This is a genomic window from Planctopirus limnophila DSM 3776, from assembly GCF_000092105.1.
GTDB lineage: Bacteria > Planctomycetota > Planctomycetia > Planctomycetales > Planctomycetaceae > Planctopirus > Planctopirus limnophila.
Genome location: NC_014148.1, coordinates 411,474 through 435,087 on the forward strand (window position 1 = coordinate 411,474; position 23,614 = coordinate 435,087).

The following is a 23,614-nucleotide window of genomic DNA, read 5'->3' on the forward strand; positions in this document are numbered from 1 at the left end:
CGATTTCAAACGAATGCACGCCAGCATGCAGGTATCGACCGCATGGCGTCAACCATCCGTTGGAGAGATCACTCGCCAGCCACGAGATCTTCCCTGGAACTCATTGAGCGAGAATCGGCACAATCTCTGTCTGAAGTGCGCCACCAGTCACTTCTACACGTCCATTCGGGTGAATCAGCACATCGACTTCGCTGCGAACACCGAACTCTTCCAGATAGATTCCGGGCTCAATCGAGAAGCATGTCCGGGGAATCAAGGCTCGGGTTTCATGCGTCTCTAGGTTATCGATATGGGCACCATTCCCATGAACTTCCTGGCCAATGTTATGCCCTGTCCGATGGACATAGTAAGGCCCGTAGCCTGCCTTTTCGATCACTTCGCGGCAGGCATCATCGACTTCATAACCTTCAACTCGCCGGCCTGCAGCAAAAGCATCCACCACATACTGGATGGCGGCATCGCGGGCAGCAGCCACGACGTGAAAAACCTTGGTGTACTTCTCGGGAACACTCGTCCCCACATAACCCGTACGAGTTAAGTCGCTATAGACTGCCCTGGGCTTGTCGAGCTTGCCCCACAAGTCGACCAGTACGAAATCGCCTTCGCGAATGATCGTGTCGGGTAGTGAACCTGTTTCAAAATGCGGGTCACCACTATGGGCATTCACACCCACAATCGGCGGGCTGTAGGTGGTGACTCCATGAGCCTCGAAGTGATCCAGAATCGCCCGCTGGACTCGCAGTTCATCTGAGTGACCCTGGCTATTGATATCGTTGGCGATCGTCTTCCACGCCACGACATACGCGGCATCAGTGACTTTGGACGCCTCCAGATGCATGGCAATCTGCTCGTCATCCCAGACCGATTCAAACAACTGAATGAGATCTCCCGAAGAAACAACTTCCACGCCAAAAGACCGGATCAGCTCAATTGTCCCGCCATCCACGCGCGAAATGTACGGGTTACCATTCCGGGGAGCGTATTCCATGGCGATTTTTTTGCTGCCAGCTACCAGGGCCGCCATCCCCTCTTCGAACTCACTCCACTTAAGATAGATCCTTTTGTCGCCAGGTAATGCGTCGAGCACACCCGTTTCGATGCGATGTACCAGTTTTCGAGGAGTCCCTTCTTTAGGGATAAAATAGGCCCAGCGACGGCTGGTTTTTTTATCCAGCCCCAGCACACGTTCGGCCAGTACGTTTGACTTGCGAAAATCGTACAACAACCAGCCATCGACTCCCTGTTCCCGAATCGCTGCCTGAACGTCGCTGAGTGAGAACATGCCCATAAAAGATCTACCAGAAGTTAAAGTTTGATTTTGCGTGCGGAAATACTTGTTGCCATACAATGCAATCTCGGCAGTCGAAGGTCAACTCTGCGAGCGTGGCGGAGAGCCCAGATGGATCGACTCAACTGGGAGATGTCTCAGGCGGCTGAGGATCAATAAACTCCTGAATCTGGTGAATCATCTGCCGGCAGGCGGACGACAGGATTTGCAGGTCGCTATCAATCCCACTGGCCGCTGTCACCATCTCGCGGTGGTACCAGAGCCATTCCGCAGGCGTCGCGCTGAACTTTTCCAGGGCCCGGGGGTTTTCCTGCAGGTCGAACCAGGTGGCCCCCAGATTGTGCAGCTTGTCGGCTAGAGTAATGGCCCTGGCCGCATGTGAGGCCATGCGCATCTGCGCGAGATGCTTTTCTTTGCGCACTCTCCAGGGAATCGCCGCTCCTGTTGGGTCTTCCTTTTCCTCAGTCGAAGCGATGACGGCCTGAATCACCGCCGGTGAAAACTGTTTTTCGAGGTCAGCGATGGTCACCTCGGTATCTTCGACAATGTCATGCAGAATCGCAGCGGCAATCAATTCATCGTCGGCGAATCCCGCTCTTTGCAGAATCAAAGCCACCCCCGCCAGATGGGATAAGTACGGAACATTGGTCGCCTTCCGCAATTGACCATGATGTGCGACCGCCGCGACTCGCAAAGCCTTTTCGATGACCATCGAATACAAAGGCGACACCATCGTTCCCATCATCAGATTTGCTCCTGCAGAAAATGTCTGCTCACTTCGCTTCCCAAGAATCACTATCGAACCAGATTTATTCCGGCAGCGAAAGCTCTCGATCCGCTTTCATGAGTCGCCAGTATTCTGCGGGGATTTCGCCAAACCGAATTGACCATTTACCCGAGACATTGACCAGTCGGTCTCGCTTCCTTGATTCTCCATGAGGGCTTGGTACGCTTGGGAAGTTTTGCGCCGATTGGTTCGAGGCAGCAACTTCAGCCGTAAGAGTAGAACTGTCAATTGTTTTCGCTGATTGCTGACCGTCTTAGGGAGATTTCACAGCCGTGCCCCGCCGCGACGACCTCAAGAAGATACTCATTATTGGTTCGGGCCCTATTGTCATCGGGCAGGCATGTGAATTCGATTATTCAGGGACTCAGGCCTGCAAAGCCTTGCGCGAGTGTGGATACGAGGTGGTCCTCGTCAATTCCAACCCCGCCACAATCATGACGGACCCGAATACGGCTGATTCCACCTACATCGAGCCGATTCACTGGCAGTATGTCGCGAAAATCATCGAGAACGAACGTCCCGATGCGATCTTGCCGACGCTGGGCGGTCAGACGGGTCTGAATACCGGTATGGAACTGTTTCGCCGGGGCATTCTCGAAAAATACAACTGCGAGATGATTGGGGCTCGCGCGGACGTCATTGAAAAGGCCGAAGATCGCCAACTCTTCAAGGAAGCGATGCAGAAGATCGGGCTCGATGTCTGTCGCAGCCGGATCGTCAACTCGATGGAAGAGGCCCGCGACGTTCTCAAAGAAATCGGCCTCCCCATTATCATTCGCGCCAGTTTTACTCTCGGCGGCATGGGTGGTGGTATCGCTTACAATCGCGAAGAATTCGAAGAGAAGGTTCGCAAAGGGATTGAACTCTCTCCGATCAATGAAGTCCTCCTTGAGGAATCGATCATTGGCTGGAAAGAGTACGAGATGGAAGTGATGCGGGATAAGGCCGACAACGTCGTCATTATCTGCTCCATCGAGAACCTCGACCCGATGGGTGTGCATACCGGCGATTCGATCACCGTCGCACCTGCTCAGACACTGACCGACCGTGAATATCAGCGCATGCGTGATGCCACGATTGCCGTCATGCGGGAAATTGGCGTGGAGACCGGTGGCTCGAATGTCCAGTTCGCCATTCATCCACAGACCGGCCGTATGGTCGTGGTGGAAATGAATCCGCGCGTCAGTCGCTCCAGTGCACTGGCTTCGAAGGCGACGGGTTTCCCGATTGCCAAAATTGCTGCGAAGCTCGCCGTCGGCTTCACACTTGATGAAATCCCCAATGACATTACCCGGGAAACGCTCGCCTGCTTTGAACCGACGATTGATTATGTCGTCACCAAGGTTCCCCGCTGGACATTCGAAAAATTTCCCGAAGCCGATCCTGAACTCACCGTGCAGATGAAGTCAGTCGGCGAAACGATGGCCATTGGCCGTACTTTCAAAGAATCACTGCAGAAGGCGCTGCGCGGGCTGGAAATTGGCCACTTCGGCTTAGGTGGCGGCAAGAAAGATCTTTGGGATTCCGATCACCGCCCCACTATCGAAGAGATCGAAGGCAAGCTCGCCACTCCCAACGACATGCGGATCTTTTATCTCCGTTATGCGATGAAGGCCGGTCTGAGCAACTCCGAAATCCACGATCTCACCAAGATCGACCCATGGTTTCTTGAAAACATTCGCGACATTGTCCGGATGGAAGACCGCCTGCGCTGTCATGAGCGACTTGACCAGGTCAGTGATGAACTGCTGCGAGAAGTCAAACGCTACGGCTTCTCCGACAAGCAGATTGGCGACTGGCTCGATGTCTCGGATATGGAAGTCCGGCGCGAACGCAAGCGGCGGGGCATTCTTCCCACGTTTAAGCAGGTCGATACCTGTGCTGCGGAATTCGAAGCTTATACGCCTTATTACTACTCGACCTACGAATCGGAAGACGAAGCCCCGGGCCCCCGCACCGATGGTCGTCAGCGAGTCATCATTTTAGGTGGCGGCCCGAACCGGATTGGCCAGGGGATCGAATTCGATTACTGCTGCTGCCAGGCCTCGTTCGCACTTCGCGAACTGGGTATTGAATCGGTTATGGTCAATTCCAATCCGGAAACGGTCTCGACTGATTATGACACTTCCGATCTGCTCTTCTTTGAACCACTCACGACGGAAGACGTGCTGAATATTTGCGATCGCCTTCAGCCCGATGGCGTGATTGTTCAATTCGGTGGGCAGACACCCCTCAACCTGGCCCGTGGTCTTGAACAAGCGGGCGTGAAGATCATCGGCACAAGTCCCTCAATGATTGATGCCGCGGAAGATCGCGAGATCTTCAAGGGAATTCTCGACAAGCTGGGATTGCACCAGCCACCCAACGGCATGGCGACCGATGCCGCTCGCGCTGTGCAGATTGCCAGTGAAATTGGTTATCCCGTCCTCGTCCGCCCCAGCTTTGTGCTGGGTGGCCGGGCCATGCAGATCTGTTACGACGAGCGCATGGTGCGCGAATACATGACAGAAGCCGTCAATGTTTCACCCGATCGTCCAGTGCTCATCGATAAGTTCCTCGAAGACGCGGTCGAAGTCGATGTCGATGCCATTTCTGATGGTGAAATCACAGTGGTGGGCGGGGTCATGGAGCATATCGAAGAAGCGGGCGTTCACTCAGGCGATTCGGCCTGTGTGCTGCCGCCTTATTCCCTCCCCGACGCCATTGTCGATGAAATCAAAACGGCCACTTATGCACTGGCCAAAGAGCTGCAGGTACGCGGCCTGATGAATATCCAGTTCGCCGTCAAACACCAGGGTGGCGAGCCCGTCGTCTATGTTCTTGAAGTCAATCCGCGGGCGAGCCGCACCTCGCCTTTCGTGAGCAAAGCCACGAACGTCCCCTTGCCGAAGCTGGCAGCCAAGATCATGGTTGGCAAAACCTTGAAGGAGCTGGGCTTCACTAAGGAGGTTGTGCCGCCTTACGTTTCGGTCAAAGAGAGCGTCTTCCCGTTCACTCGCTTTGCTGGTGTCGATATCATCCTCGGGCCCGAGATGAAATCGACCGGCGAAGTCATGGGCATCGACTCGACATTCCCAGCTGCTTATGCCCGGTCTCAACTGGGTGCCGGGAATAAGCTCCCTTCGAGCGGAGCCGTCTTTATCAGTCTCGCCGGCCGACACAAAGAGCACATCATCAGCAGTGCCCGGCGGCTGATTGATATGGGCTTCAAGATTCTGGCAACCTCAGGGACTTCGCGTGTTCTGCGCGAAGCAGGGATCGAAGTCGAGACAGTTCGTAAATTGCAGGAAGGTCGCCCGAACCTGCTCGATTACATGGCGAATAACCAGGTTCAACTTGTCTTTAATACACCCAGTGGAAAGGGTGCCCGTTCTGACGAAGGCCGCATTCGTGCTGCCGCTGTCATGAATGGCATCCCCTGCGTCACCACGCTGCCCGGTTGTATTGCCGTGGTGCAGGCCCTGGAATCGATTCAGGAATCGCCTGAACCGAGCGTGACTTCATTGCAGCAGTGGATTGCTCAGTTGCCTGCCAGCAAAGCGTAAGCCCCCAAGTGAACCTCAAGTGTGCCGACCCCGGTTCGCCGGGGACGGCTTCCAGTTTCCTCTGGCATCTTGCGGTTCGATGTGTTGGAATCAATGGGTGCATTGCCCCGCCCTTCGTGGTTCACCCGCCGGATTCTCCCGCCATGACACATTGCTTGAATTTTCAGTCATCTCCCACAAATCGCCGTGAATATCTGTCGCAATTGGCCTGTGGTTTTGGTGGCGTGGCACTGGCGGGCCTGGCTGCAGAACGAGGCTATGCTGATGTTGCCGGCGCACCGGTTCTGCCTGCGACTCATCATGCCCCCAAAGCAAAAAACATCATCTTTCTGTATATGGATGGTGGCCCATCTCAGATGGATCTGTTCGATCCCAAGCCCAGGCTCACCAAAGAGCATGGCGAACCCATGAAGATGAAAGTTCAGGCCACGCAATTCGATAACAACGGCAAGATCATGAAGTCGCCTTGGGAGTTCACTCAGCATGGCGAAAGTGGCTTACCTTTCAGTTCGCTGATTCCTCACATTGCCTCGAAGGCCGACGATCTGTGTGTCATCCGCTCGATGACCTCCGCCTTCTCTGAACATACCAATGCCAATTACTTTCTCCATACAGGCCACGGACTGCAGGGCCGTCCCAGCATGGGTGCCTGGGTTTCGTATGGCCTGGGAACAGAATGCCAGAACCTGCCAGGATTTCTCGTACTCAATGGCGGCCTCATCCCTCCCGGTGGTGTCGATTGCTTCCACAATGGCTTTTTGCCGGCCACCCATCAGGGGTCAATTCTTAAATCACAAAAGATGCCCATCTCGGATCTGGAACCTGCTCCCGGGCCACTTGCAGCACAAAAAAGAAAGCTCGATCTGCTCAAGCAACTCGACCAGGCCGCTTCCAATCGCGCAGGGAGGCCAGATGCTCTCGAATCGGCCATTGCCAACTACGAACTGGCCTTTCGCATGCAAACCACTGTTCCTCAACTGGTGGATCTGGCCACCGAATCGGAAGCCACTCAAAAACTTTATGGTCTCGATTCCGATTTTGCTCCAACGCGCGTTTATGCAAGGCAATGTCTTCTGGCCCGCAGGCTCGTCGAATCAGGTGTGCGATTTATCGAACTGACTTGCCCCGGCGTGGGTGTCGATCGCTGGGATCAGCATGGTGGTCTCAAAAATGGTCACGAATTGAACTGTAAAGCGGTTGATCAACCGATTGCAGCTCTCCTGACGGATCTGAAAAGTCGTGGCCTTCTTGACCAGACTCTGGTTGTCTTCGCCGGTGAGTTTGGCAGAACTCCTCAGGCCCAGGGTGCCGACGGCCGTGATCACAATCCCTTTGGCTACACCGTCTGGATGGCTGGCGGTGGTGTGAAGGGAGGCATGAGCTATGGCCAGACTGATGAATATGGCTATTACGCCATCGACAAAAAACTGGAGATTCATGACCTGCATGCCACCATGCTCTGGCTCATGGGAATTGACCATACGAGGTTAACGGTTCGTTTTGGTGGGCGGGACATGCGGCTGACCGATGTCTTTGGACATGTGGTTCACGATGTGATTGCCTGATGATTTTCGGGGGCTTTGGTCATGTGATCAACAGCCTCAACGCATTTGGCAGCCCGTTCGATCGCACTCTCGGCAGCAGCATGTCATGATCCCTCCATGACCCGATTGATCCCACGACTGAGATTTCAGTAAAGCGGCCCATAAGAAAGCGGCCCATGAGTCGAAAACGCTCAGGTTCACAAAAACCTCCTCCTCCGGCTGCTTCACACTCATCGAGTCTTGAAGCTCCACACACACCAGACTTATCTCGAACAGTTCGCTGGGTAATCGCCTGTCTCTGGCTGGTGTTGGCAACCATTTTCTTCTACTGGACGGGTTTGCCGAACAATGGCAACGTTTCCCGGCTCGATTACTGGTCGCTGGTCCCTTTCCAACTGATGGATCTCGTCGATCCCGAGTTTGAATCACGATTGCCACATGGATTCTTCTATCTGTTTGAACGCATCGGCTACTCGCTGGTTTCTGCGGCTCTCATCATTGGTTCGGCTGGCTGGGGCTGGCTGCTGATCCTGGGATCGAGTCGTCTATTCAAAGCGGATGTCTTTGCAAAGCAGGAATCGATCAATCAGGTAACCCTTGCGAATAACGAAAGTCGCTTTCAAACGGGGAATCTGCTGTTCTTCTCCGGCGCTCTGGGGCTCGCCACGACTTCGACTTTCGTGCTGATTGTGGGGCTGATGGGGCAGTTATCGACCATCCTGCTGGTGGCCTGGCTGGTCGTCGGAAGTGCCGGTACCTTCGTGGGTTTAGCTCAGCCCGCACTTCGGTTAGGCCAACTGGCGTGGTTATCGATCGCTAATGCCTGGCATTCCCGCGATCTCTGGACGCTGTTGGGTTGGGTCTCGGCACTGCTATTTCTATGGACGATCTGGCTGGGTGGCTTATCGCCCACCACCGACTTTGATGTGAAGGAGTATCATCTCGGCGGGCCCAAAGAATACTTCCTCAAGGGTCACATCGAGTTCTTGCCACATAACGTCTACACAAGTTTTCCGTTTCTTACCGAGATGCTGTCACTGGCCGCCATGGTGTTGATGAATGACTGGCTGGCAGGAAGCTATGTCGCCACACTCACGCTCGCTTTCTTCGGACCGCTGACGGCTCTGGGATTATGGTCTCTTTGTGAGAAGTGGTTTCCGCAGGCCGCTCTTCTATCAGCCTGGATCTGGATCACGATTCCCTGGACGTACCGGCTATCGACCATTGCCTATGTCGAAGAAGCCTTTTCGTGCTATCTGCTCGCTGCTTTCCTTGCTGCTATCTATGGACGATCCTTGAATCTCCCGGAAGTGAGTCATTCCGCATCATCAGCAGCGCATGCCAATTTCTGGTGGTGGATCTCCGGGTTGTCTGCCGGTGCTGCTTTTGGCTGCAAATACCCGGCACTCCTCTTCGTGGTCATCCCCATCGGCCTGGCAACGATCATTCGGTTTCCACGTTTCCATAAGACCGACAGCTCTGCGAGTGAAAATCCATCAGCCAGGTCACGCAGCACATGGTGGGTCTGGCCACTGGTCTTTTCTGCCGGCGTGCTCGTCTTTGCTGGCCCCTGGCTGATTAAAAACTTCTGGCAAACCGGGAACCCCGTTTATCCCCTGCTCTACTCTGTCTTTGGTGGCCTCGACTGGAATGCGGCACTCAATGAAAAATGGAGGCGTGGGCATGCCCCACCCCATTATTCGCCCCTTTCGTTTGTTACCGATGTTTACGACATCCTGGCCCGCAGTGATTGGCAAAGTGGCCTCATTCTGCTGGGCTTACCTCTCTGCTGGATTTTGCCTGCCGCTCGCAAAAAAAATCATGAACAACCCGAGGATTCCCCAGGCGTTCTCCTCCTGGCTCTCTTGTTTCTGGCATGGTTCTATGCCACCTGGTGGTTGTTCACACACCGGATTGACCGCTTCTGGGCACCAATGCTCCCTCTGCTCTGCCTGATCTCGGCTGCAGGGCTAACGCGCTTTTCTCAGAGTGTCCCCCATGCAGTCAGGCAATCCCTGATGGTCCTGCTAGGGGCATCGGCAGTCTTCAATTTCTCGATCAACACCGGCCCCGTCGGTAACTACAACTCATGGCTGACCAAACTCTCTGCGGCCAGCGATTTCACTGCGAGAACCACTTGCCCCGAGATCGCCGCCATCAATCAGGCTATTGAGGAGGGTGCACTTCCCCAAGACATTCGCGTCCTCATGGTCGGAGAGGCAGAAATCTTCGATGCACGTTTCGATTTGAGATACAACACCGTCTTCGATGTATGTTTACTGGAAGAGTGGTGTACTCACCCAGACGGCCAGTGGCGTACCGCCGATGAGATTCGGGCGCGCCTGGCACAAGCAGGCATTACCCATCTCTTCGTCAATTGGCGGGAAATTCTGCGTTATCGAACGAGCTATGGCTACACCGACTTTGCGAATCCCAGGAGCATCGAAAAGCTCCAGCAGATGCAGCTGATTGGCGATCCGCTTCGATGGCCCGAAGGGATTGGTGAACGAAATGCCGACGATCTTTCCGTTACAGACCGTCAACTGATTGAAAACTGGGCACCGCAATTGATTCAAGGCCTCGGTTCCAATCAGAAGCTGATTACGGCACAACTCTTTCCAGTCATGACACGGCCCATCGAGGCGAAGTGATTACCTGTTATACGGATTCCAATATTCAACGGCGTTCCTTGGTATGGCGTGGCTGGGGTTGAGCGTCTTCGCGAACCCCCAGTTCGTACCGAAAATACGAAAATCCGAAAATCCGAAAATCGCTGGGGGTTCGAAGACTCAACCCCAGCCACCCGCCGAGTCAGACTCATCCAGGCCATCACCATGATGAGTCCGGCCCCCATGAGTCGAAGGAAGTAGCCGTCGAAAAACTCAGGCTTTGCGATAGACGATTCCCGTATCAATTAACTGAAAGCCACTCGAAATCAGCACAGCCATCGCAGCCGGGTCTTCCATGTTGGCGTGAGCCTCCATCAGGTCGACCTGGTCATCTTTGAGTTGTTTGCTGACATCGCATAACAGAGCCTGTCCATAGCCTTGCCGGCGATGTTCAGGAGCCACATGAATCCCATGCAGACCAATCGCCCGCTGTTGCCATTTGCTCGAATACATATCGAGCCCACAGATGGTCACCCAGCCGACGGGTAGATCCTGTTTTTTGAGGACCAGTCCCAGCCTGGCCGTTTCGAGACGACCTCGATTGGTAAGCGTCCAGAAGTCGCGCGGGACAGGATCATCCAGCAATCGCAATTCCGTCGATCGGCGGACACGCATCAGCCGCACATTGATTGGATCTCGCTGACCAATTACTCGCTGGAACACCCCGATCATGCTCTGCGGACGATAACCGAGGGATGTAAAGAACGGCTTCGCGAGAACATCTGATTCCAGAAATCCAGAGGCTTCGCTGCCGCCATACAGACCACTCCAGTAAGGATTGAAAGGGTCTGCCGGCCCGGCCAGTAAAACCTGGGCACCATGCGAGAGAAGATAACCTTCCGCCTGTTGAACCAATGCTCGTCCAATGCCGCGCCCACGAAAAGCCGGGTGAACGACCAGAGCACAGATCACACCTGTCGTCGAATCGACCGAGGCGCGATTGCTGCCGACACCAAATCCGGCATGGACAAAGCCAGCCGGCTGACCATCCACAAACGCCAGGATCAAGCCATGCCGGTCAAAGTGAGGCTGCGAGAGCACGAAAAAGTCGAGCTCGTCCGTTCCGTGCATGATTACCGCACCACGACCCAGCTCCGCACTATTCCATAGTTCGGCTATCACGGGGACATCATGGTTTCGAAACGAACGAAACTCCAACAAACTCACTCCCTGGTTTTGATTGCAATCTAGTCAGATCAACTTCACGCGGAGAAGATGTCTTTCTGAACCCTTTCCATTTCACACGATCATCATCAATCACAGTTTAATCATGCAACAAGGTCGCATGGAATGTCCACGCGACCTTGTTGTGATCGACAAGTTTTCACCGATTTCTCGTTTAGCGGCTGCAAACCTTCTCAGCAGCTGCCACAATCGCTTCGGCAGTCAGACCGTACTTCTTGAGCAGGCCTTCCGGATCGCCACTCTCGGCATATGTGTTGCCGATGTTGACGAACTCAATCGGGCAAGGTGCCAACTGGGCAGTGACTGAAGCCACAGCCGAACCCACACCACCGTGCGGCAGATGTTCTTCAGCCACCACGAGGCGACCTGTTTCTTTGACTGCCTTCACGATCGCTTCCTGGTCGATTGGTGAAACAGTGTGGAGATCGAGCACTCGAGCCGTGATTCCCTTGGCTTCGAGGGCGACAGCCGCATCGAGAGCAATACCTACCATCAGGCCATTGGCAATAATGGTGAGGTTCTTCCCATCGCGCAGCTGATTGGCTTTGCCAATTGTCAGCACTGAATCCGGGCCATAAATTTCAGGCACATCAATTCGGCCACAACGCAAATAGACCGGCCCATGATGCTCCAGCATTCCTTTCACAAGGTGTTTCGTACTGGGTGCATCGGCAGGGACGACAACCGCCACGCCTGGCAATGCCGACATCAAAGCAATGTCTTCAATGGCCATTTGCGAGGCACCGTCTTCACCAATTGAAATCCCGGCGTGAGAACCCACCATCTTGACATTCAGATGCGGGTAAGCCACGCACATGCGAATCTGGTCGTAGGCATTGCAAGTCAGGAAGGCAGCAAAGCTGGAAACCACAGGAATCTTACCCGCAGCAGCCAGACCAGCCGCCACGCCCACCATATTGCTCTCGGCAATACCCACGTTAAATCCACGCTCAGGGAAGGCTTTGGCAAAGACTTCCGTGCGTGTGGAGTTACCCACGTCGCCATCGACAGTCACGACAGTGGGAAATTCATTGCCCAGTTCTTTCAGCGCGGTTCCGAACGCATCACGTACGGCCTTGCCCAGCTTCAGACCGGCTGCTTGTCCGATTGTCATTTGAAAAATCCTGTTCTACAGGCATGAACTTGAAGTACGGGAAAATAACAGCAGCAACAAGAAATTGTGCGAACTAATCGGCCAGCAAGGCCAATGCCTTCTCGGCCAGCTCTTTGGAAAGCGGCTTGCCGTGATAGTTCAGATCGCCGGTTGGGGCCAGGATCGGCAGAATGCCAAAGCCCTTCTGTGTCTGCGAGACAATCGCCGTCGGACGATCTTTGACGGAACGGGCGATCTTCAGAGCGGCGATCACCTGCTCGATATCGTTGCCATTAATGGTCTGAACGTGCCAGCCGAAAGCTTCGATTTTGGGCTGGAACTCGGTGAGCTTGAGAACGTCCTTGGTGGCTCCCGTCTGCTGATATCCGTTCTGATCGACGATCGCGGTCAGGTTCGCCAGCTTGTACTTCTCGGCAGAAGCGAGAGCTTCCCAAACCTGGCCTTCGCCCATTTCTCCGTCACCCAGCATGACGTAGGTATGAGCTGAAAGACCATCCATGTGGCAGGCCAGTGCATGACCAATGCCTACGGAAAGCCCCTGCCCGAGCGAGCCCGTCGAAGCTTCGATGCAATCGAGTCGCTTCATATTGGGATGACCTTCGAGCCGGCTGCCCAGCTTGCGGAGTGTCATCAGTTCTTCGACAGGGAAGTAACCACATTCTGCCAAGGCGGCATAGAGCACGGGAACTGCATGTCCCTTGCTGAGAATGAAGCGGTCACGGTTATTCCAGCGAGGCTGTGCAGGGTCGTGCTGCATAAACCCGCCAAAAAACAGCGCGGTCACCATCTCCACGGCAGACATACTACTGCTGGGATGGCCACTGCCAGCTTCGGTGGTCATGCGGACAATGTGTCGACGCAGCACCTTGGTTTTGGCTTTCATCTCGTCCAGCGACAGCGGCTTGAAAATGGCCACTCGATATTCCTTCGATGGGAGGCGACGGGAAAACTTGTTCAATAGCAGGTCTTCAGGCAGCCAGTGGACACCATGTCTCCAGAAATTCACCCAACCGCCTGTCAGCGCTTCCGGGCGAAATGGTTGACATACTGCCAATTCCGCTTGATTCCTTGCCCGCCGAATCCTAACGCTGAAGAAAACCAGCAGCAAGCCTGCACGGCTGAACCCATGCAAACTTGGCAGGTTTCTGCTTCCAAAAATGAATTCACGTTAAAATTCAGCCTTACATTCCAAAAATCTGTGACGTCAGAAATTCAAGAGGGATGCAAAAATCGCTCGTGGAAACTCAGCAGACGGGTTCGTTGGCGCGAATTCCACTCCTTCGGGCTGCTGCGCGATGGAATTCCCAGTTCCTGACAATCAATGATTGAATGAACGATATCGATGTGGCATTGTGACGAACGAATTTGCTGCAGGATTTTTCTAATCCTGACTGTCATCAGCGATTTTGACTGTCTTCATATTCTTACTGACGGATTGGATCTCTTCGAGCGATGACACTTCGCCACCCCACCGTCACCAATCCTGAACCAACAGACGAAGAGCTTCTGGCCTGGCTGGATGAGACCGTTTCCTTGCCACGCAGTGCTCAAATTGAGCATCTCGTCAGGCAGTCGACTGAACTTCAGAGCCGACTGAACGGACTGCGGCAAACGCGCCAGAGCGGTGCTTTAACGCTGGGCGAAATCTGGCGAAGTCATCGCGTGGGGTGTTTTTCCCGGGAAATTCTGGCTCGTTACGCGAGAAATGAAGGCGGGGCCGGCCTCTCTGAACAGATCCGTTTTCATCTCGAAACGGTGGAATGCGTCTGGTGTCAGGCGGTCTGGGAATCACTCTCGGAAGACGATCTTTCACGAACTGACCGCGTTTTCCAGACTTCAGCCGGCCAATGGAACCATCAGGACGGAACTCACTGAAATTCTGGCCTAGAGTGCAAAACCAGTTCCTCACAGGTCGGAAAAATCCGATGTGGAGGTCGTGGATGCAAGTTTTCAGTGAAAAATTGCCAAACTTGAAGGATTTCAAGGAATTTCGCATCTTGACGAGCGAATTTTTTCTCTTAACAATTGACGTATTGAACGTTTCTTACGGTTTTGTCAAGGCTGAGGCGAAAGTTGTCGGTGAAGTTGACGCAGCATCGCGGAACTGCGATTGCCACGGAGCATGGTTATGTTGGTTCTCTCACGAAAAAAGCTTGAAAGCATTGTAATTGATGAGCAGATCATCATTACTGTGGTCGAGATTCGGGGAGACAAAGTCCGGCTGGGGATCGAGGCCCCCCGGGACATTTCCATCAAGCGCTGCGAACTCGAAGATCGCCATCAGTCTGAGCCTCCCGTCGCGGGTGAGGCTGCCGTCAATGGCGGCCAGCCAGTGCCCGATCATTAGCCACTGGAAAAAGCTCAGAATTCACCAGCCGCCTGAGCCGCGTTGTTTGTTCACTCGGATTTTCGAAGCAAACGATTCCCCAGCTGGCAAACAGTCTTCGGTCCGAACGGCAGAATTCTCGCGATTCAAAAATCCAGACCAGGATTCTTGTCGGAACACTTGCCTGCCTCCGACAGAGCAGCTACATTTCTAAGCACTGGGCCCCATCGTCTAGAGGCCTAGGACATTGGATTTTCAGTCCAAGAACTGGGGTTCGAATCCCCATGGGGTCAGTACATCGACTTTGCTGTTGTCCTCGGCAAATGTTCAACGAATAAAGCTCCTGATGCGTCAGGGGCTTTTTTCGTTTTTATCGAGACCTTCAGGCATGAGTTGATTTTTGAAGACTGCTTCGTGTTCTCACGGTAGAACTTTGTGCTTGCGGGGAGTGTGAATTGACTCCCGGGGAATGACAGTTTCCTGCAACAGAGCGTCTCTTCAAAAGGGTCTCCCGGCAACGAAGCTTCCCTTCCATCGAGTGTCCTCTCAATAGAGCGTTACAGTGACCACGCTTCCTCCAACGACGTTTTCTCCAGATTACGCCACTGCCCGGCAGCGATTTCAGCAATCAGCGTCTCGGCTCGGCTGGAGGTTGGAGTCCTATTCGATCGGTCTTCATGGCCCGACTGGCGAAGAGTTAGAGTTCGATGTCGCCCTATCGCATGGCGAAGTGACCGACAAGGTTCTGGTCGTTTCATCGGGTCTGCATGGCGTCGAAGGATTTTTTGGCTCAGCAGTCCAGGTGGCCTGTATGGAGCATTGGCTCAGTACCGAAGCTCCCTCGGTGAAATGTCTCTTTCTCCATGGGCTCAACGCCTATGGATTTGCCTGGCTTCGTCGCTTCGATGAAAGCAATGTAGACCCTAATCGCAACTTTCTGCTTCCCGGCGAACACTTCGAAGGTGCTCCGGATGGTTATCAGCAGCTGGATCGATTTCTGAACCCGCGACATTCCCCATCACCATGGGAACCATTCACCTTAAAGGCTTTGTGGCTGATTGCTCGCTACGGCATGCCGGCACTGAGGCAGTCGATTGCCGGCGGACAATACACGTTCCCTCAAGGTCTTTTCTTCGGTGGAAAGGGGCCATCACGCTCACAGCAAATTCTACGTGAACACATGCCGCTCTGGCTCAATGGATGCCGGCAGGTCGCTCATCTCGACTTTCATACGGGATTAGGCCGCTTTACTACTCACAAGCTGTTAATCGATTACCCCTTGAGTGAAGCGCAGCGAAACTGGTTCTCCCACTGGTTTGGTGCCGATTCCTTTGAAGCCATCGATTCGGCTGAGATGGCTTACGAGGCCCGCGGTGGATTTGGCCGCTGGTGTGTCTCGCAACGGTTAGCTGCCAACTACCTGTTTGCCTGCGCTGAGTTCGGTACTTACGGTGGGATTCAAGTTTTAGCAGGCTTAAGGGCTGAAAATCAGGCCCATCATTGGGGCAGCCCGCAAGATCCATCGACGATCCGGGCGAAACGACGCTTGATGGAGCTGTTTTGCCCGGCATCACCAACATGGCGATCCCAATGTGTCACGTCTGGGCAAAGATTGATTGAGCAGGCCCTGCAAGGATTATTGCAATCATGAATTGCCGGCAGTCGTTCATCCAAAACTGAGCCAGTTCACAGTGGAACACTGCAGTGCGGCTTCACGATCTTTACTTTACGAGCCGGAAGCGTCAGCGACGGGCATTTCCCAATTTCTTTTTCGACTATTAAATTTCGCCATCAAATCGACTTGCCGTGGTACTAGCGGAAATTGAGAGTCCCCGTCGCTCACGCTTCCGGCTCGTGGATGGTTATTGGGGGGTTCGCGAACCGTAGACCGATAACAGTGCCATTCGGGTCGGGACTCGTTTCTGCTTCCCGCTGCGATGGCTGTCAGGCTGGAGGTGATGGACACACGTCGGGTCGTGATTGTGAAGGTTGCGGCATCGTATGGCGACGAAGTGCGGTGTAGCATGGAATCGTAATCAGCGGTTCGTCGCAACTCATTTGCCCGTCTGACGCATCAAGATTGACAAGTCCATGCCGCACCGCAAAACTGCGGTAATCTTCTACCGCACTTCGGCGGTCGAATACCTGTTCGGCGGGCGAGGTCTTGAAGGTGGCTGACAGATTCCGAGACAAACGATGGCGCAACTTCCGCCGACGTGCCGATTACGCCCCGCAGAACGTCTACCGCCATCGCACCCACGGATGGGAGTACATCCCGGTCCATCCGTTTGGTGATGAACCGGAGGTTTTAGCGCGACTCGGGCTGCGCCCGGAAGACTGCCGAACGGCCGATGCCTGGTGGGGCATCGACGGCGACGCTACGCTGCTGGAGTCGGGGGTCGTGGGCACGCTGCCGGGCCCGGCTCGGCTGTTTGCCAAGCCAATGCCTCACGCAGACGAGCGGTGGGTGTACTTGGTCGCGGTGTTCGATGCCCCGTTTGTAACCCGCGTCGAGTTCGAGGCGGTGATGGTCAGGTTCGTGGAGGCCGGGTTCCCCGACGCGACGCAGTTCGATTGGCGGGTGGGGTGATCGTCCCTACCGCTCCCAGACGCCGAACTAGGCGCCCAACCGGACGCCGGGGAGGCACTGCAGCGTCAACCAAATCATGCCGGCCCGTCGCCGGTTAGCTTCGTAGTTCGGCATACATACTGAAAAATTAGAGCGCCTACCTTGACTCCTATTTCGACGCTGCCATACGAACAATCTCTGCTTGCGTTGATTCGCAAAGGTGAGAGCGTCGAGCTTGAACTGAAAACGACCGTTCCGAGTCCGACCGCGCTCGCACAACTCATCTCTGGATTTGCAAACGCATCAGGCGGCACAATCATCATTGGCGTGCAAGAGCCAGATACCGTTGTCGGATGCGACTGGCAGACCGTTTCTCGGGCATTTGAAAGAGCGCAGCAACAACTAAACCCAGTACCGGATTGCTACCTTCATCAGGCGACGATTTCAGGCAAGATTGTCGGTGTCCTGAATATCGCGAAATCGTCGAAGCCAGTGGTGTCATCAGGTGGAGCGTTTGTTCGCGAGGGAGATCGCACTCGTCCGATTACCGCACCAGAGATCGAGCAGCGCTTGGCCACGCCCGGTGCAATTGATACATCGGCGATTTCAAAAGCGTTGGCGGACAATACTGCAACAATTGAACGGCTCACCGCAGCGATTTCTCGCGCCCAAAGCCTTCATGGGCAGTGGCTTGGTTACGCAATCGGGTTTGTGTTGGGTATCTTGCTTCTGTCATTGCAAGCTTCATCTACGCCGTCCTAACGGCCAACAATGCCGGACAATAATGCCGAACAATCGGTTCAACCGGAGCCGCGGGCCGCGCGGTTTCTGAATTCAAGGTTGGTTGGCCGCGGCCCGGTTAACCGTGACGTTCTGCCAAGACTGGAGAAGCTTCATGCGAACTAGCCTTCCTGTTCTGATAGCCTGCGTCTTGGTCGCGGCATCTGGCAAAGCCCAAGACAAAGATGAGCGTCAGGTGGACGTCCCCAAATTGATCAACGCACTTGCGTCGGAAAATCCAGCACCAACGGAACGTAGCGGACCGGATCTCAAATTTCCTTCCGGCTATGATCGCAAGAAACAAGCCCCAGTTCGAAGCGCGAAGAGCCAGCTCAAGGCTTTGGGGCCTGCTGCGTTCAAGTCACTTATTGAAAATTGGGGCGACCAGCGGTACTGCTTAACGTATTCCGTTGGAATCAACGGATACATGAAAAATGCGACCGTCGGAAAAATGTGCCGAGTTATTGTGTACGACCAGATTCAACCTTACGGAATATGGCCTCGCACAGAAGGCGACCCGCGCGGCAAGCCAAAGCGGCCGTCTTATCCCGGCGTGTTCCTGAATGATCAAAAAGCTGCGACAAGATGGCTGGAAGAGCACAAAGACAAATCACTTTTTGAGATTCAATTGATGGTCATCGATTGGGTCATCGCACGGGAATCCGAGAGCCCGAAAGACTTTACTGACGAAGAACGCGCAGTCATGCGGGAAATTCGAGAAAAGCTCGTTGAATCGAAGAAGCCGATGACACGGGGCAATTACTACATGGATGATTATGACTGAAGTAAAGGCAGAACAAAGCGTTGGACGCGGAGCCGCCGATCGCGTCGTTCCTGAAGTCAATGTTGATTGGCGGCGGCCCGGTCAACGCCACCGTTATGCGAAAAAAGATGTCCTCCCTTGCTGACTTCAAAGAATTGGTCGACCACATTTGCAAGCGTCACCGAATGTACGTTTGCGACGGGACGTTCTACGAAGTTGCCGCATACATCCAAGGGTTTGCAGCCGCGATGACGGAATCACCATTCGGAGGTGAAAATAGATTTGCGTTCAACGAGTACGTCACTCTAGCCTGTGGATTCCCGGCAAAACTGGCCTGGCCGTTTGTACTGAAGAAGGCAACACAAACTGACGAAGATGCGATTGCCAAATTGCACACATTGTTGACCGCTTACATCGAAGCAGTTGACGGAAACCGTGTCGCACAACTGCTTTCAACCGAACGAATGAATGGTTCGGTGCGAGATGCTGAACCTCAGGTCATTTGCTGGCGACTATTTTCGAGGGCGCTTCATCGCGGTGATCAAATAGAGATCGAGAAACATGCATTGCAACGTGACGACATTCAAATTCTATGGTCGAGTAGTTATCCTGCTGACTTGATTCCAAAGATGGATGAAATCGCGGAATCCTATTCGATTCCAGTGCTGTTTGTCTCCGACGATGGAATGCTATCACGTGTGATGACACCGGATTTTGGCGAGATCGAGTTGGAAATGCTCGACGGATCTTGGAAGATCGACCCCAGCCCAATAATCCGGCAACGAATCTATGCCAATACGAAGACATAGGGAATCGCGTAACAATCCGATGGACCGAAGCGGTGGATCGGCCGCTTCCTGATGGAAAATTTATTTGCCACCGCTCGGTCATCGGTGGCGTTACGCCCCAACAACAACTCGGTCGTTATGATCCCTGACTACTCGATGGAATTGTGCTTTTCCGAGTCTGGCAAGGCTCTCGTCCGATCGCGTGTAGCAGACCTTTGTGACGACGAGTCTGCAGACATTGTCCGAGAGCTTCCTTTCGACGATGCGAAAGTGGCTGTCGAAATTTGTTTACTCGCACCACCTAATGCCCCGCACGAGATGCTTGACGGGTTCTCCGTTCAGAACGGTGTCTCATCCTGCGGGATTGTCGATCTTGAATACTCACCAACGAGCCAGTACAGCCAGATCAACGGAAGCTTTAGTCTCGAATTCTGGCCACGAACTCGGCGGCTGCAATACATCTTCTTCGCTTCAATGACATTCCGAACCCAAATTACGAAGCTTCTTGCCGAGTGTGGCGGAACATGGGGTGCTATTATATTTGAATCGTCGCTTCCAATTGAGTTTTGGTCTCGCGAACGGGGGCGATTTAATGATGACCGGCCAGATAGACAAGATGGCAAGCTATTGCTACCGTCGGAACTAAAATCCTAAATGGCATAACAAGCCGTTGCACACGGAGCCGCGGGCCGCGCGGTTTCTGAAATCAATGTTGGTTAGCCGCGGCCCGGTGAACCGGGTCGTTATGGCCAGAAAATCATGAAACTAGGAAAACCGGAAATCAGTTTGGCCGTCTCTGACATCAAAGCGTCTTTAGTGTTTTACGAGGCACTCGGATTCAAGCGTGTCGAAGGAGCCGAAGAGGAAAAGTGGGTTGTTGTAGCACAACCAGACCTCCGAATTGGATTATATGAAGGTCACGTTGATGCGAATTCATTGACCTTTTTCGGAGGCGATATAGAAGCGATCTCGGTAAAGCTTCATGAAGCAGGTTTCGAACTCAAACAGGGTCCCGAAACTGAAGAAGATGGTAGCATTGGAGCGAAAGCAGTCGATCCAGACGGGAATCTGATCTATTTCAATACGTAACCCATCACGGCCATAACAAAACGGATGCAGGCAACGGCTCGAATGGCGTCTGTCGTGTGATCGACGCCTCCCGCTCGCCGTCGCCTGATCCGGGGCGTTCGGCGGCGAAGGGCTTTCGCGGGTGATACGGATGTCTTTAGGCCACAATGGAGGCTTCGGCGGATGTTGTCGAGAGACGGTGCCCGGCTGCAAGTATTCCTTGACCTCCAACGGCATGGGCCGCGGCGGGGGCCCGAGGAACTTGTCATCCTTGACGAGCATACAATTGAGCGGCCGTGGGGTTGGGTGTTCTTTTTCACCACTCGTGGCTGCCGTGATGGTGATCTCACATACGCCGTTGGCGGAAACGCCCCCTACATGGTCAACCGAGATGGCAGCATACGTCTTGCTGGGACAGGTCGTCCGATAGAGGATTACATTCGAGAGTACGAGTCTGAATTGGAACGGCAGTCAGGTGCATGGGAGTTGGTCATCAGTGAGCCGTCACCATGCTCAACAACGGCTGCAAAAAGCATCCGCGCGGCGCTCGGTCTATCGATTGCTGAAGTAGGTGCTATTCGCCATCGCCTGCCGGGTCTCGTTTCGGCCGGGGCATACGCAGACCTCGAACCCTTGTATGGGCGTCTGGTGGACGCTGGCATACGGGCGGAAATCCGGAAAGCTAAGGTGAACGAGGCCGAACAAGACGCTGCACCTGACCGCGGCGGCGGGTAATATGATTCAGAGATCAGCGTCTCACTCGCCGCCCGGCAGGTGAGCAAAAGCGTTCGTCTTCGGCAGAATGTGACAAGATCAAATGGGACAGCGGGGGGATTCGGAACGTCAGATCAACAAAACCCCCGCCCGCCTGAGTTCTGCAGATCGTCGTCAGAACCCATGAGTTCTGTTTGATTTGCGTTAGTCTATATCTGGATGGCAACGCTTTGGTTATGCTCACTGGAAACAGTTCGCCGAATCCCTTCACAAGGTCATCCGATCCCCATGAGTATCTTCGATACGATTAAAGGCTGGTTGAACATCGGGGGAGTGAAAGTCGCCCTGCAGCTTGATAACAAACAGATTGCCTGTTCGGGCAACGAGATCGCTGGTTCGGTCGAGCTTTCTTCCAAGGGTGAGAAAGAAATTCTGAGGCTCACGTATCGGTTTTTGACTCGACATATCACCGGCACCGGCCAGGCCCGCTCTGTCGTCGATAAGATTATCGCCGAGACTGTCGAAGAGGTTCCGTTCCAGATGACTGCAGGCGAAATCAAGACGCTGCGGTTCGCGATTCCCTATGTGATTCCCCCGGAATTTTATGAAACCGGCGGCGTGCTTGGGGCCCTTGGCAAGGCAGGTGCCCTGGTCGTTAACGCCCGACGCTCTTGGCACGTTATGGTGGTTTGCGACGTACGCGGTACGGCCCTGGACCCGATGTCTATGGTCGAGGTCAAATTGGTCGAATGATTTCGCTTGAGTCAATTGAAAGATGGCAATTGGCAGGTACGCCGGCAGCGCTGGGTGGCACAGGTTGCTCGTCCGCGAGCTACCTGTGTGCCGGAGGCAAAAGAGGTTTGGCTGCCGCAAGCACTGCAATGTGAGTCCCTGAGGATCACAGATGGGACTCTGCAAGAAAGCGACTCTGCCAGTGCCCTCTGGTGGCTTGGCCGCCCCTGTAGAAACCGGAATTTCAACCGGGCCACCCTGCCGAAACTGAGAGTCCCCGTCGCTGACGCTTCCGGCTCGTGGATGGATTTTAGAGGGTTCGCGAGCCGTAGACCGATTACTGAGCCCCTTGCTTTTCAAGGATGTCGTCCATCGCAGGCAGGCCCTTTGCATTTGTTGTTCAACCGACATGGCTCACCTTCGATCTACAACCGTGTTCTCAGAGCATTCCCACTGATCTTCGCGATAAACGACCCTTGGATCAATCACTAAGTTGAGGCCCTTCGGGGGGTTTCAGGAAGGCGAAGAAGATGCAGATGAGGTAGGTGCCATAGACGACGGCGGGAAACACCCAGGCTTCAGCAGGTTCATCATTGGCAAAATTGAAGATCGCGACTGTCCCTTCACAGAGCATCAGCAGGGCAATGGCACAGCCGAGGAAAAACTGTCGCCAGAGGGGAGGTGTGGATATTCCCAGCCGGCGAAACTGTCTGTAGCCGATCGAAGATCGAACCAATGCCGCGATGATCGGCACCAGGACGACGACACTGATCACTGCCAGATCATTGCCCCGAGCCAACATTTGAACGAACAAAGGGAGAGTTGCCATAATTCCCGGCAAGATCCCGTCCCAGGCAATGATCTGTTTCCAACTCACCCCAGCACCTCTCCTTCGCTGATGACCAGCAATCGTGGGCTCACTTGCCGCTTCCATGGGCCGCGTATCATGCGATCATCAAGGCAGGCAATCATACCTTTGCAGCCCGGTAGCCCGGTAGCGCGGTAGGGTGGGTTAAGGCTTTGCGCAACCCACCATCATCTCACACATCCCGCAATTGTGATGAACACATCCCCGGCATCACTCAAAATCACTGAATTCGTCGTTGTCCCATGAAATCGTGCGGCCCCACTCCAGGGTATATTCACCAGCTTGCACGAACCGATGAAATGAGCTCCAAGGCCAATCGGCAACGCGGTTCACCAAGCCGTGCTTCAGCGGATTGGCGTGGATGTAATCGATGCAGCGTTTCAAATCCTCTTCGTCGCGACAAGTGTGTTCGTAAAAGCGTCGTTGCCAGATCGCCTGCTCACCTCTCGACTGGCGGCTGGTGCTGGGCGTGACATCGGCATTCCCTTCTTGAAGCCATGCCTTGGTGAAATACATTTTGATCAACCTCCAGCGGCGGGAATAGTCAACATCGTTGCGGGGCAATGTCCAGACAGTGTGCAGGTGATCGGGAAGCAGCACGATCGCAACAATCTCAAAGGGATGCTTTCTGTGAACAGTGCGTATCGCCTGACGCAAATGGTGACGGGCGGTATCGGTCGTCAAAATCGGACGGCGGCGTTCTGTTACGACCGTGAAGAAGAACGTTCGGCCGTTGTAGTTCCGGCGATAATCGCTCATGGTAATTCTGATCATTAGGGTTGGCGGGTTGCGCAGAGCCTTAACCCACCCTACGACTACGACTCCAACGACTCCACTACACTTTCTTGTCTTTGCAGATTCCCTTCTGATCGCC

21 protein-coding genes and 1 tRNA gene are annotated in these 23,614 nt (G+C 54.1%); 15 read left to right on the forward strand and 7 right to left on the reverse strand.

The window, feature by feature from the left end:
- Nucleotides 1–100 precede the first annotated feature (100 nt).
- Nucleotides 101–1,282, reverse strand: coding sequence for a M24 family metallopeptidase (locus PLIM_RS01710; protein ID WP_041402668.1), 1,182 nt, complete (start codon nt 1,280–1,282; stop codon nt 101–103).
- 127 nt (nt 1,283–1,409) lie between these two features.
- Nucleotides 1,410–2,033, reverse strand: coding sequence for an HD domain-containing protein (locus tag PLIM_RS22245; protein ID WP_013108615.1), 624 nt, complete (start codon nt 2,031–2,033; stop codon nt 1,410–1,412).
- Between the two features lie 314 nt (nt 2,034–2,347).
- Between PLIM_RS22245 and carB the strand changes: the two genes are divergently transcribed.
- The 3 genes from carB to PLIM_RS01730 all read left to right on the forward strand — a co-directional run bounded on the left by carB (nt 2,348) and on the right by PLIM_RS01730 (nt 9,815).
- On the forward strand, nt 2,348–5,620 hold the full coding sequence (carB, locus tag PLIM_RS01720) for a carbamoyl-phosphate synthase large subunit (protein WP_013108616.1): 3,273 nt from the start codon (nt 2,348–2,350) through the stop codon (nt 5,618–5,620).
- Between the two features lie 143 nt (nt 5,621–5,763).
- Nucleotides 5,764–7,185: a DUF1501 domain-containing protein gene (locus PLIM_RS01725; protein WP_013108617.1), complete on the forward strand. Its 1,422-nt coding sequence runs from the start codon at nt 5,764–5,766 to the stop codon at nt 7,183–7,185.
- Between the two features lie 155 nt (nt 7,186–7,340).
- Nucleotides 7,341–9,815: an ArnT family glycosyltransferase gene (locus PLIM_RS01730; protein WP_013108618.1), complete on the forward strand. Its 2,475-nt coding sequence runs from the start codon at nt 7,341–7,343 to the stop codon at nt 9,813–9,815.
- 231 nt (nt 9,816–10,046) lie between these two features.
- On the opposite strand, the gene PLIM_RS01735 is transcribed toward PLIM_RS01730, so the two are convergent.
- The 3 genes from PLIM_RS01735 to PLIM_RS01745 form a co-directional block, all read right to left on the reverse strand.
- The gene (locus PLIM_RS01735; RefSeq protein ID WP_041400908.1) at nt 10,047–10,904 is read right to left on the reverse strand and encodes a GNAT family N-acetyltransferase; all 858 of its coding nucleotides are present in this window, start codon (nt 10,902–10,904) and stop codon (nt 10,047–10,049) included.
- A 268-nt stretch (nt 10,905–11,172) separates the two neighbouring features.
- A complete protein-coding gene (locus tag PLIM_RS01740; RefSeq protein WP_013108620.1) occupies nt 11,173–12,132 on the reverse strand; it encodes a transketolase family protein in 960 nt (319 codons plus the stop codon).
- Between the two features lie 73 nt (nt 12,133–12,205).
- Nucleotides 12,206–13,048: a transketolase gene (locus tag PLIM_RS01745; RefSeq protein ID WP_013108621.1), complete on the reverse strand. Its 843-nt coding sequence runs from the start codon at nt 13,046–13,048 to the stop codon at nt 12,206–12,208.
- A gap of 72 nt (nt 13,049–13,120) precedes the next feature.
- Here PLIM_RS01745 and PLIM_RS01750 point away from each other — a divergent pair, with 72 nt between their 5' ends.
- The 12 genes from PLIM_RS01750 to PLIM_RS01810 all read left to right on the forward strand — a co-directional run bounded on the left by PLIM_RS01750 (nt 13,121) and on the right by PLIM_RS01810 (nt 21,893).
- On the forward strand, nt 13,121–13,447 hold the full coding sequence (locus tag PLIM_RS01750; RefSeq protein ID WP_041400909.1) for a hypothetical protein: 327 nt from the start codon (nt 13,121–13,123) through the stop codon (nt 13,445–13,447).
- Between the two features lie 137 nt (nt 13,448–13,584).
- Nucleotides 13,585–14,007, forward strand: a complete 423-nt coding sequence (locus PLIM_RS01755; protein ID WP_013108622.1) for a hypothetical protein — start codon at nt 13,585–13,587, stop codon at nt 14,005–14,007.
- 253 nt (nt 14,008–14,260) lie between these two features.
- Nucleotides 14,261–14,479 carry a carbon storage regulator gene (locus PLIM_RS01760; RefSeq protein ID WP_013108623.1) on the forward strand — a complete coding sequence of 73 codons (219 nt, stop codon included), beginning with the start codon at nt 14,261–14,263 and terminating at the stop codon, nt 14,477–14,479.
- Nucleotides 14,480–14,678: 199 nt separating this feature from the next.
- Nucleotides 14,679–14,751: transfer RNA gene (locus PLIM_RS01765), tRNA-Glu, on the forward strand.
- A 269-nt stretch (nt 14,752–15,020) separates the two neighbouring features.
- Nucleotides 15,021–16,109 (forward strand): M14 family metallopeptidase, encoded by a 1,089-nt coding sequence (locus PLIM_RS01770; RefSeq protein WP_013108624.1) that lies wholly within the window; start codon nt 15,021–15,023, stop codon nt 16,107–16,109.
- Nucleotides 16,110–16,622: 513 nt separating this feature from the next.
- Nucleotides 16,623–17,048, forward strand: a complete 426-nt coding sequence (locus PLIM_RS01775) for a hypothetical protein (protein ID WP_148226935.1) — start codon at nt 16,623–16,625, stop codon at nt 17,046–17,048.
- Nucleotides 17,049–17,189: 141 nt separating this feature from the next.
- Nucleotides 17,190–17,789: an AlbA family DNA-binding domain-containing protein gene (locus PLIM_RS01780; RefSeq protein ID WP_013108626.1), complete on the forward strand. Its 600-nt coding sequence runs from the start codon at nt 17,190–17,192 to the stop codon at nt 17,787–17,789.
- A gap of 133 nt (nt 17,790–17,922) precedes the next feature.
- Nucleotides 17,923–18,591 (forward strand): hypothetical protein, encoded by a 669-nt coding sequence (locus PLIM_RS01785; RefSeq protein ID WP_013108627.1) that lies wholly within the window; start codon nt 17,923–17,925, stop codon nt 18,589–18,591.
- Nucleotides 18,592–18,611: 20 nt separating this feature from the next.
- Nucleotides 18,612–19,379 (forward strand): hypothetical protein, encoded by a 768-nt coding sequence (locus PLIM_RS01790; protein ID WP_148226936.1) that lies wholly within the window; start codon nt 18,612–18,614, stop codon nt 19,377–19,379.
- Nucleotides 19,380–20,117: 738 nt separating this feature from the next.
- Entirely contained in the window at nt 20,118–20,447 is a 330-nt protein-coding gene (locus PLIM_RS01800) for a VOC family protein (protein WP_013108630.1), read from the forward strand.
- Nucleotides 20,448–20,609: 162 nt separating this feature from the next.
- The gene (locus PLIM_RS24935; protein WP_013108631.1) at nt 20,610–21,161 is read left to right on the forward strand and encodes a YrhB domain-containing protein; all 552 of its coding nucleotides are present in this window, start codon (nt 20,610–20,612) and stop codon (nt 21,159–21,161) included.
- Between the two features lie 267 nt (nt 21,162–21,428).
- Nucleotides 21,429–21,893, forward strand: a complete 465-nt coding sequence (locus PLIM_RS01810; RefSeq protein WP_148226937.1) for a hypothetical protein — start codon at nt 21,429–21,431, stop codon at nt 21,891–21,893.
- 460 nt (nt 21,894–22,353) lie between these two features.
- On the opposite strand, the gene PLIM_RS01815 is transcribed toward PLIM_RS01810, so the two are convergent.
- Together PLIM_RS01815 and PLIM_RS01820 are read right to left on the reverse strand one after the other, a co-directional pair.
- Nucleotides 22,354–22,749 carry a hypothetical protein gene (locus PLIM_RS01815; RefSeq protein WP_013108633.1) on the reverse strand — a complete coding sequence of 132 codons (396 nt, stop codon included), beginning with the start codon at nt 22,747–22,749 and terminating at the stop codon, nt 22,354–22,356.
- Nucleotides 22,750–22,950: 201 nt separating this feature from the next.
- Nucleotides 22,951–23,499, reverse strand: a complete 549-nt coding sequence (locus tag PLIM_RS01820; protein WP_052301463.1) for an REP-associated tyrosine transposase — start codon at nt 23,497–23,499, stop codon at nt 22,951–22,953.
- Nucleotides 23,500–23,614 lie beyond the last annotated feature (115 nt).

What these genes read in the sequence shown, in the direction of transcription:
- PLIM_RS01710 (WP_041402668.1), bottom strand. Translation starts at nt 1,282, where the DNA reads ATGTTCTCACTCAGCGACGTTCAGGCAGCGATTCGGGAACAGGGAGTC.
- PLIM_RS22245 (WP_013108615.1), bottom strand. Translation starts at nt 2,033, where the DNA reads ATGATGGGAACGATGGTGTCGCCTTTGTATTCGATGGTCATCGAAAAG.
- PLIM_RS01725 (WP_013108617.1), top strand. Translation starts at nt 5,764, where the DNA reads ATGACACATTGCTTGAATTTTCAGTCATCTCCCACAAATCGCCGTGAA.
- PLIM_RS01730 (WP_013108618.1), top strand. Translation starts at nt 7,341, where the DNA reads ATGAGTCGAAAACGCTCAGGTTCACAAAAACCTCCTCCTCCGGCTGCT.
- PLIM_RS01735 (WP_041400908.1), bottom strand. Translation starts at nt 10,904, where the DNA reads ATGCACGGAACGGACGAGCTCGACTTTTTCGTGCTCTCGCAGCCTCAC.
- PLIM_RS01740 (WP_013108620.1), bottom strand. Translation starts at nt 12,132, where the DNA reads ATGACAATCGGACAAGCAGCCGGTCTGAAGCTGGGCAAGGCCGTACGT.
- PLIM_RS01750 (WP_041400909.1), top strand. Translation starts at nt 13,121, where the DNA reads ATGTCTCCAGAAATTCACCCAACCGCCTGTCAGCGCTTCCGGGCGAAA.
- PLIM_RS01755 (WP_013108622.1), top strand. Translation starts at nt 13,585, where the DNA reads ATGACACTTCGCCACCCCACCGTCACCAATCCTGAACCAACAGACGAA.
- PLIM_RS01760 (WP_013108623.1), top strand. Translation starts at nt 14,261, where the DNA reads ATGTTGGTTCTCTCACGAAAAAAGCTTGAAAGCATTGTAATTGATGAG.
- PLIM_RS01785 (WP_013108627.1), top strand. Translation starts at nt 17,923, where the DNA reads ATGCGAACTAGCCTTCCTGTTCTGATAGCCTGCGTCTTGGTCGCGGCA.
- PLIM_RS01800 (WP_013108630.1), top strand. Translation starts at nt 20,118, where the DNA reads ATGAAACTAGGAAAACCGGAAATCAGTTTGGCCGTCTCTGACATCAAA.
- PLIM_RS24935 (WP_013108631.1), top strand. Translation starts at nt 20,610, where the DNA reads ATGTTGTCGAGAGACGGTGCCCGGCTGCAAGTATTCCTTGACCTCCAA.
- PLIM_RS01810 (WP_148226937.1), top strand. Translation starts at nt 21,429, where the DNA reads ATGAGTATCTTCGATACGATTAAAGGCTGGTTGAACATCGGGGGAGTG.
- PLIM_RS01820 (WP_052301463.1), bottom strand. Translation starts at nt 23,499, where the DNA reads ATGAGCGATTATCGCCGGAACTACAACGGCCGAACGTTCTTCTTCACG.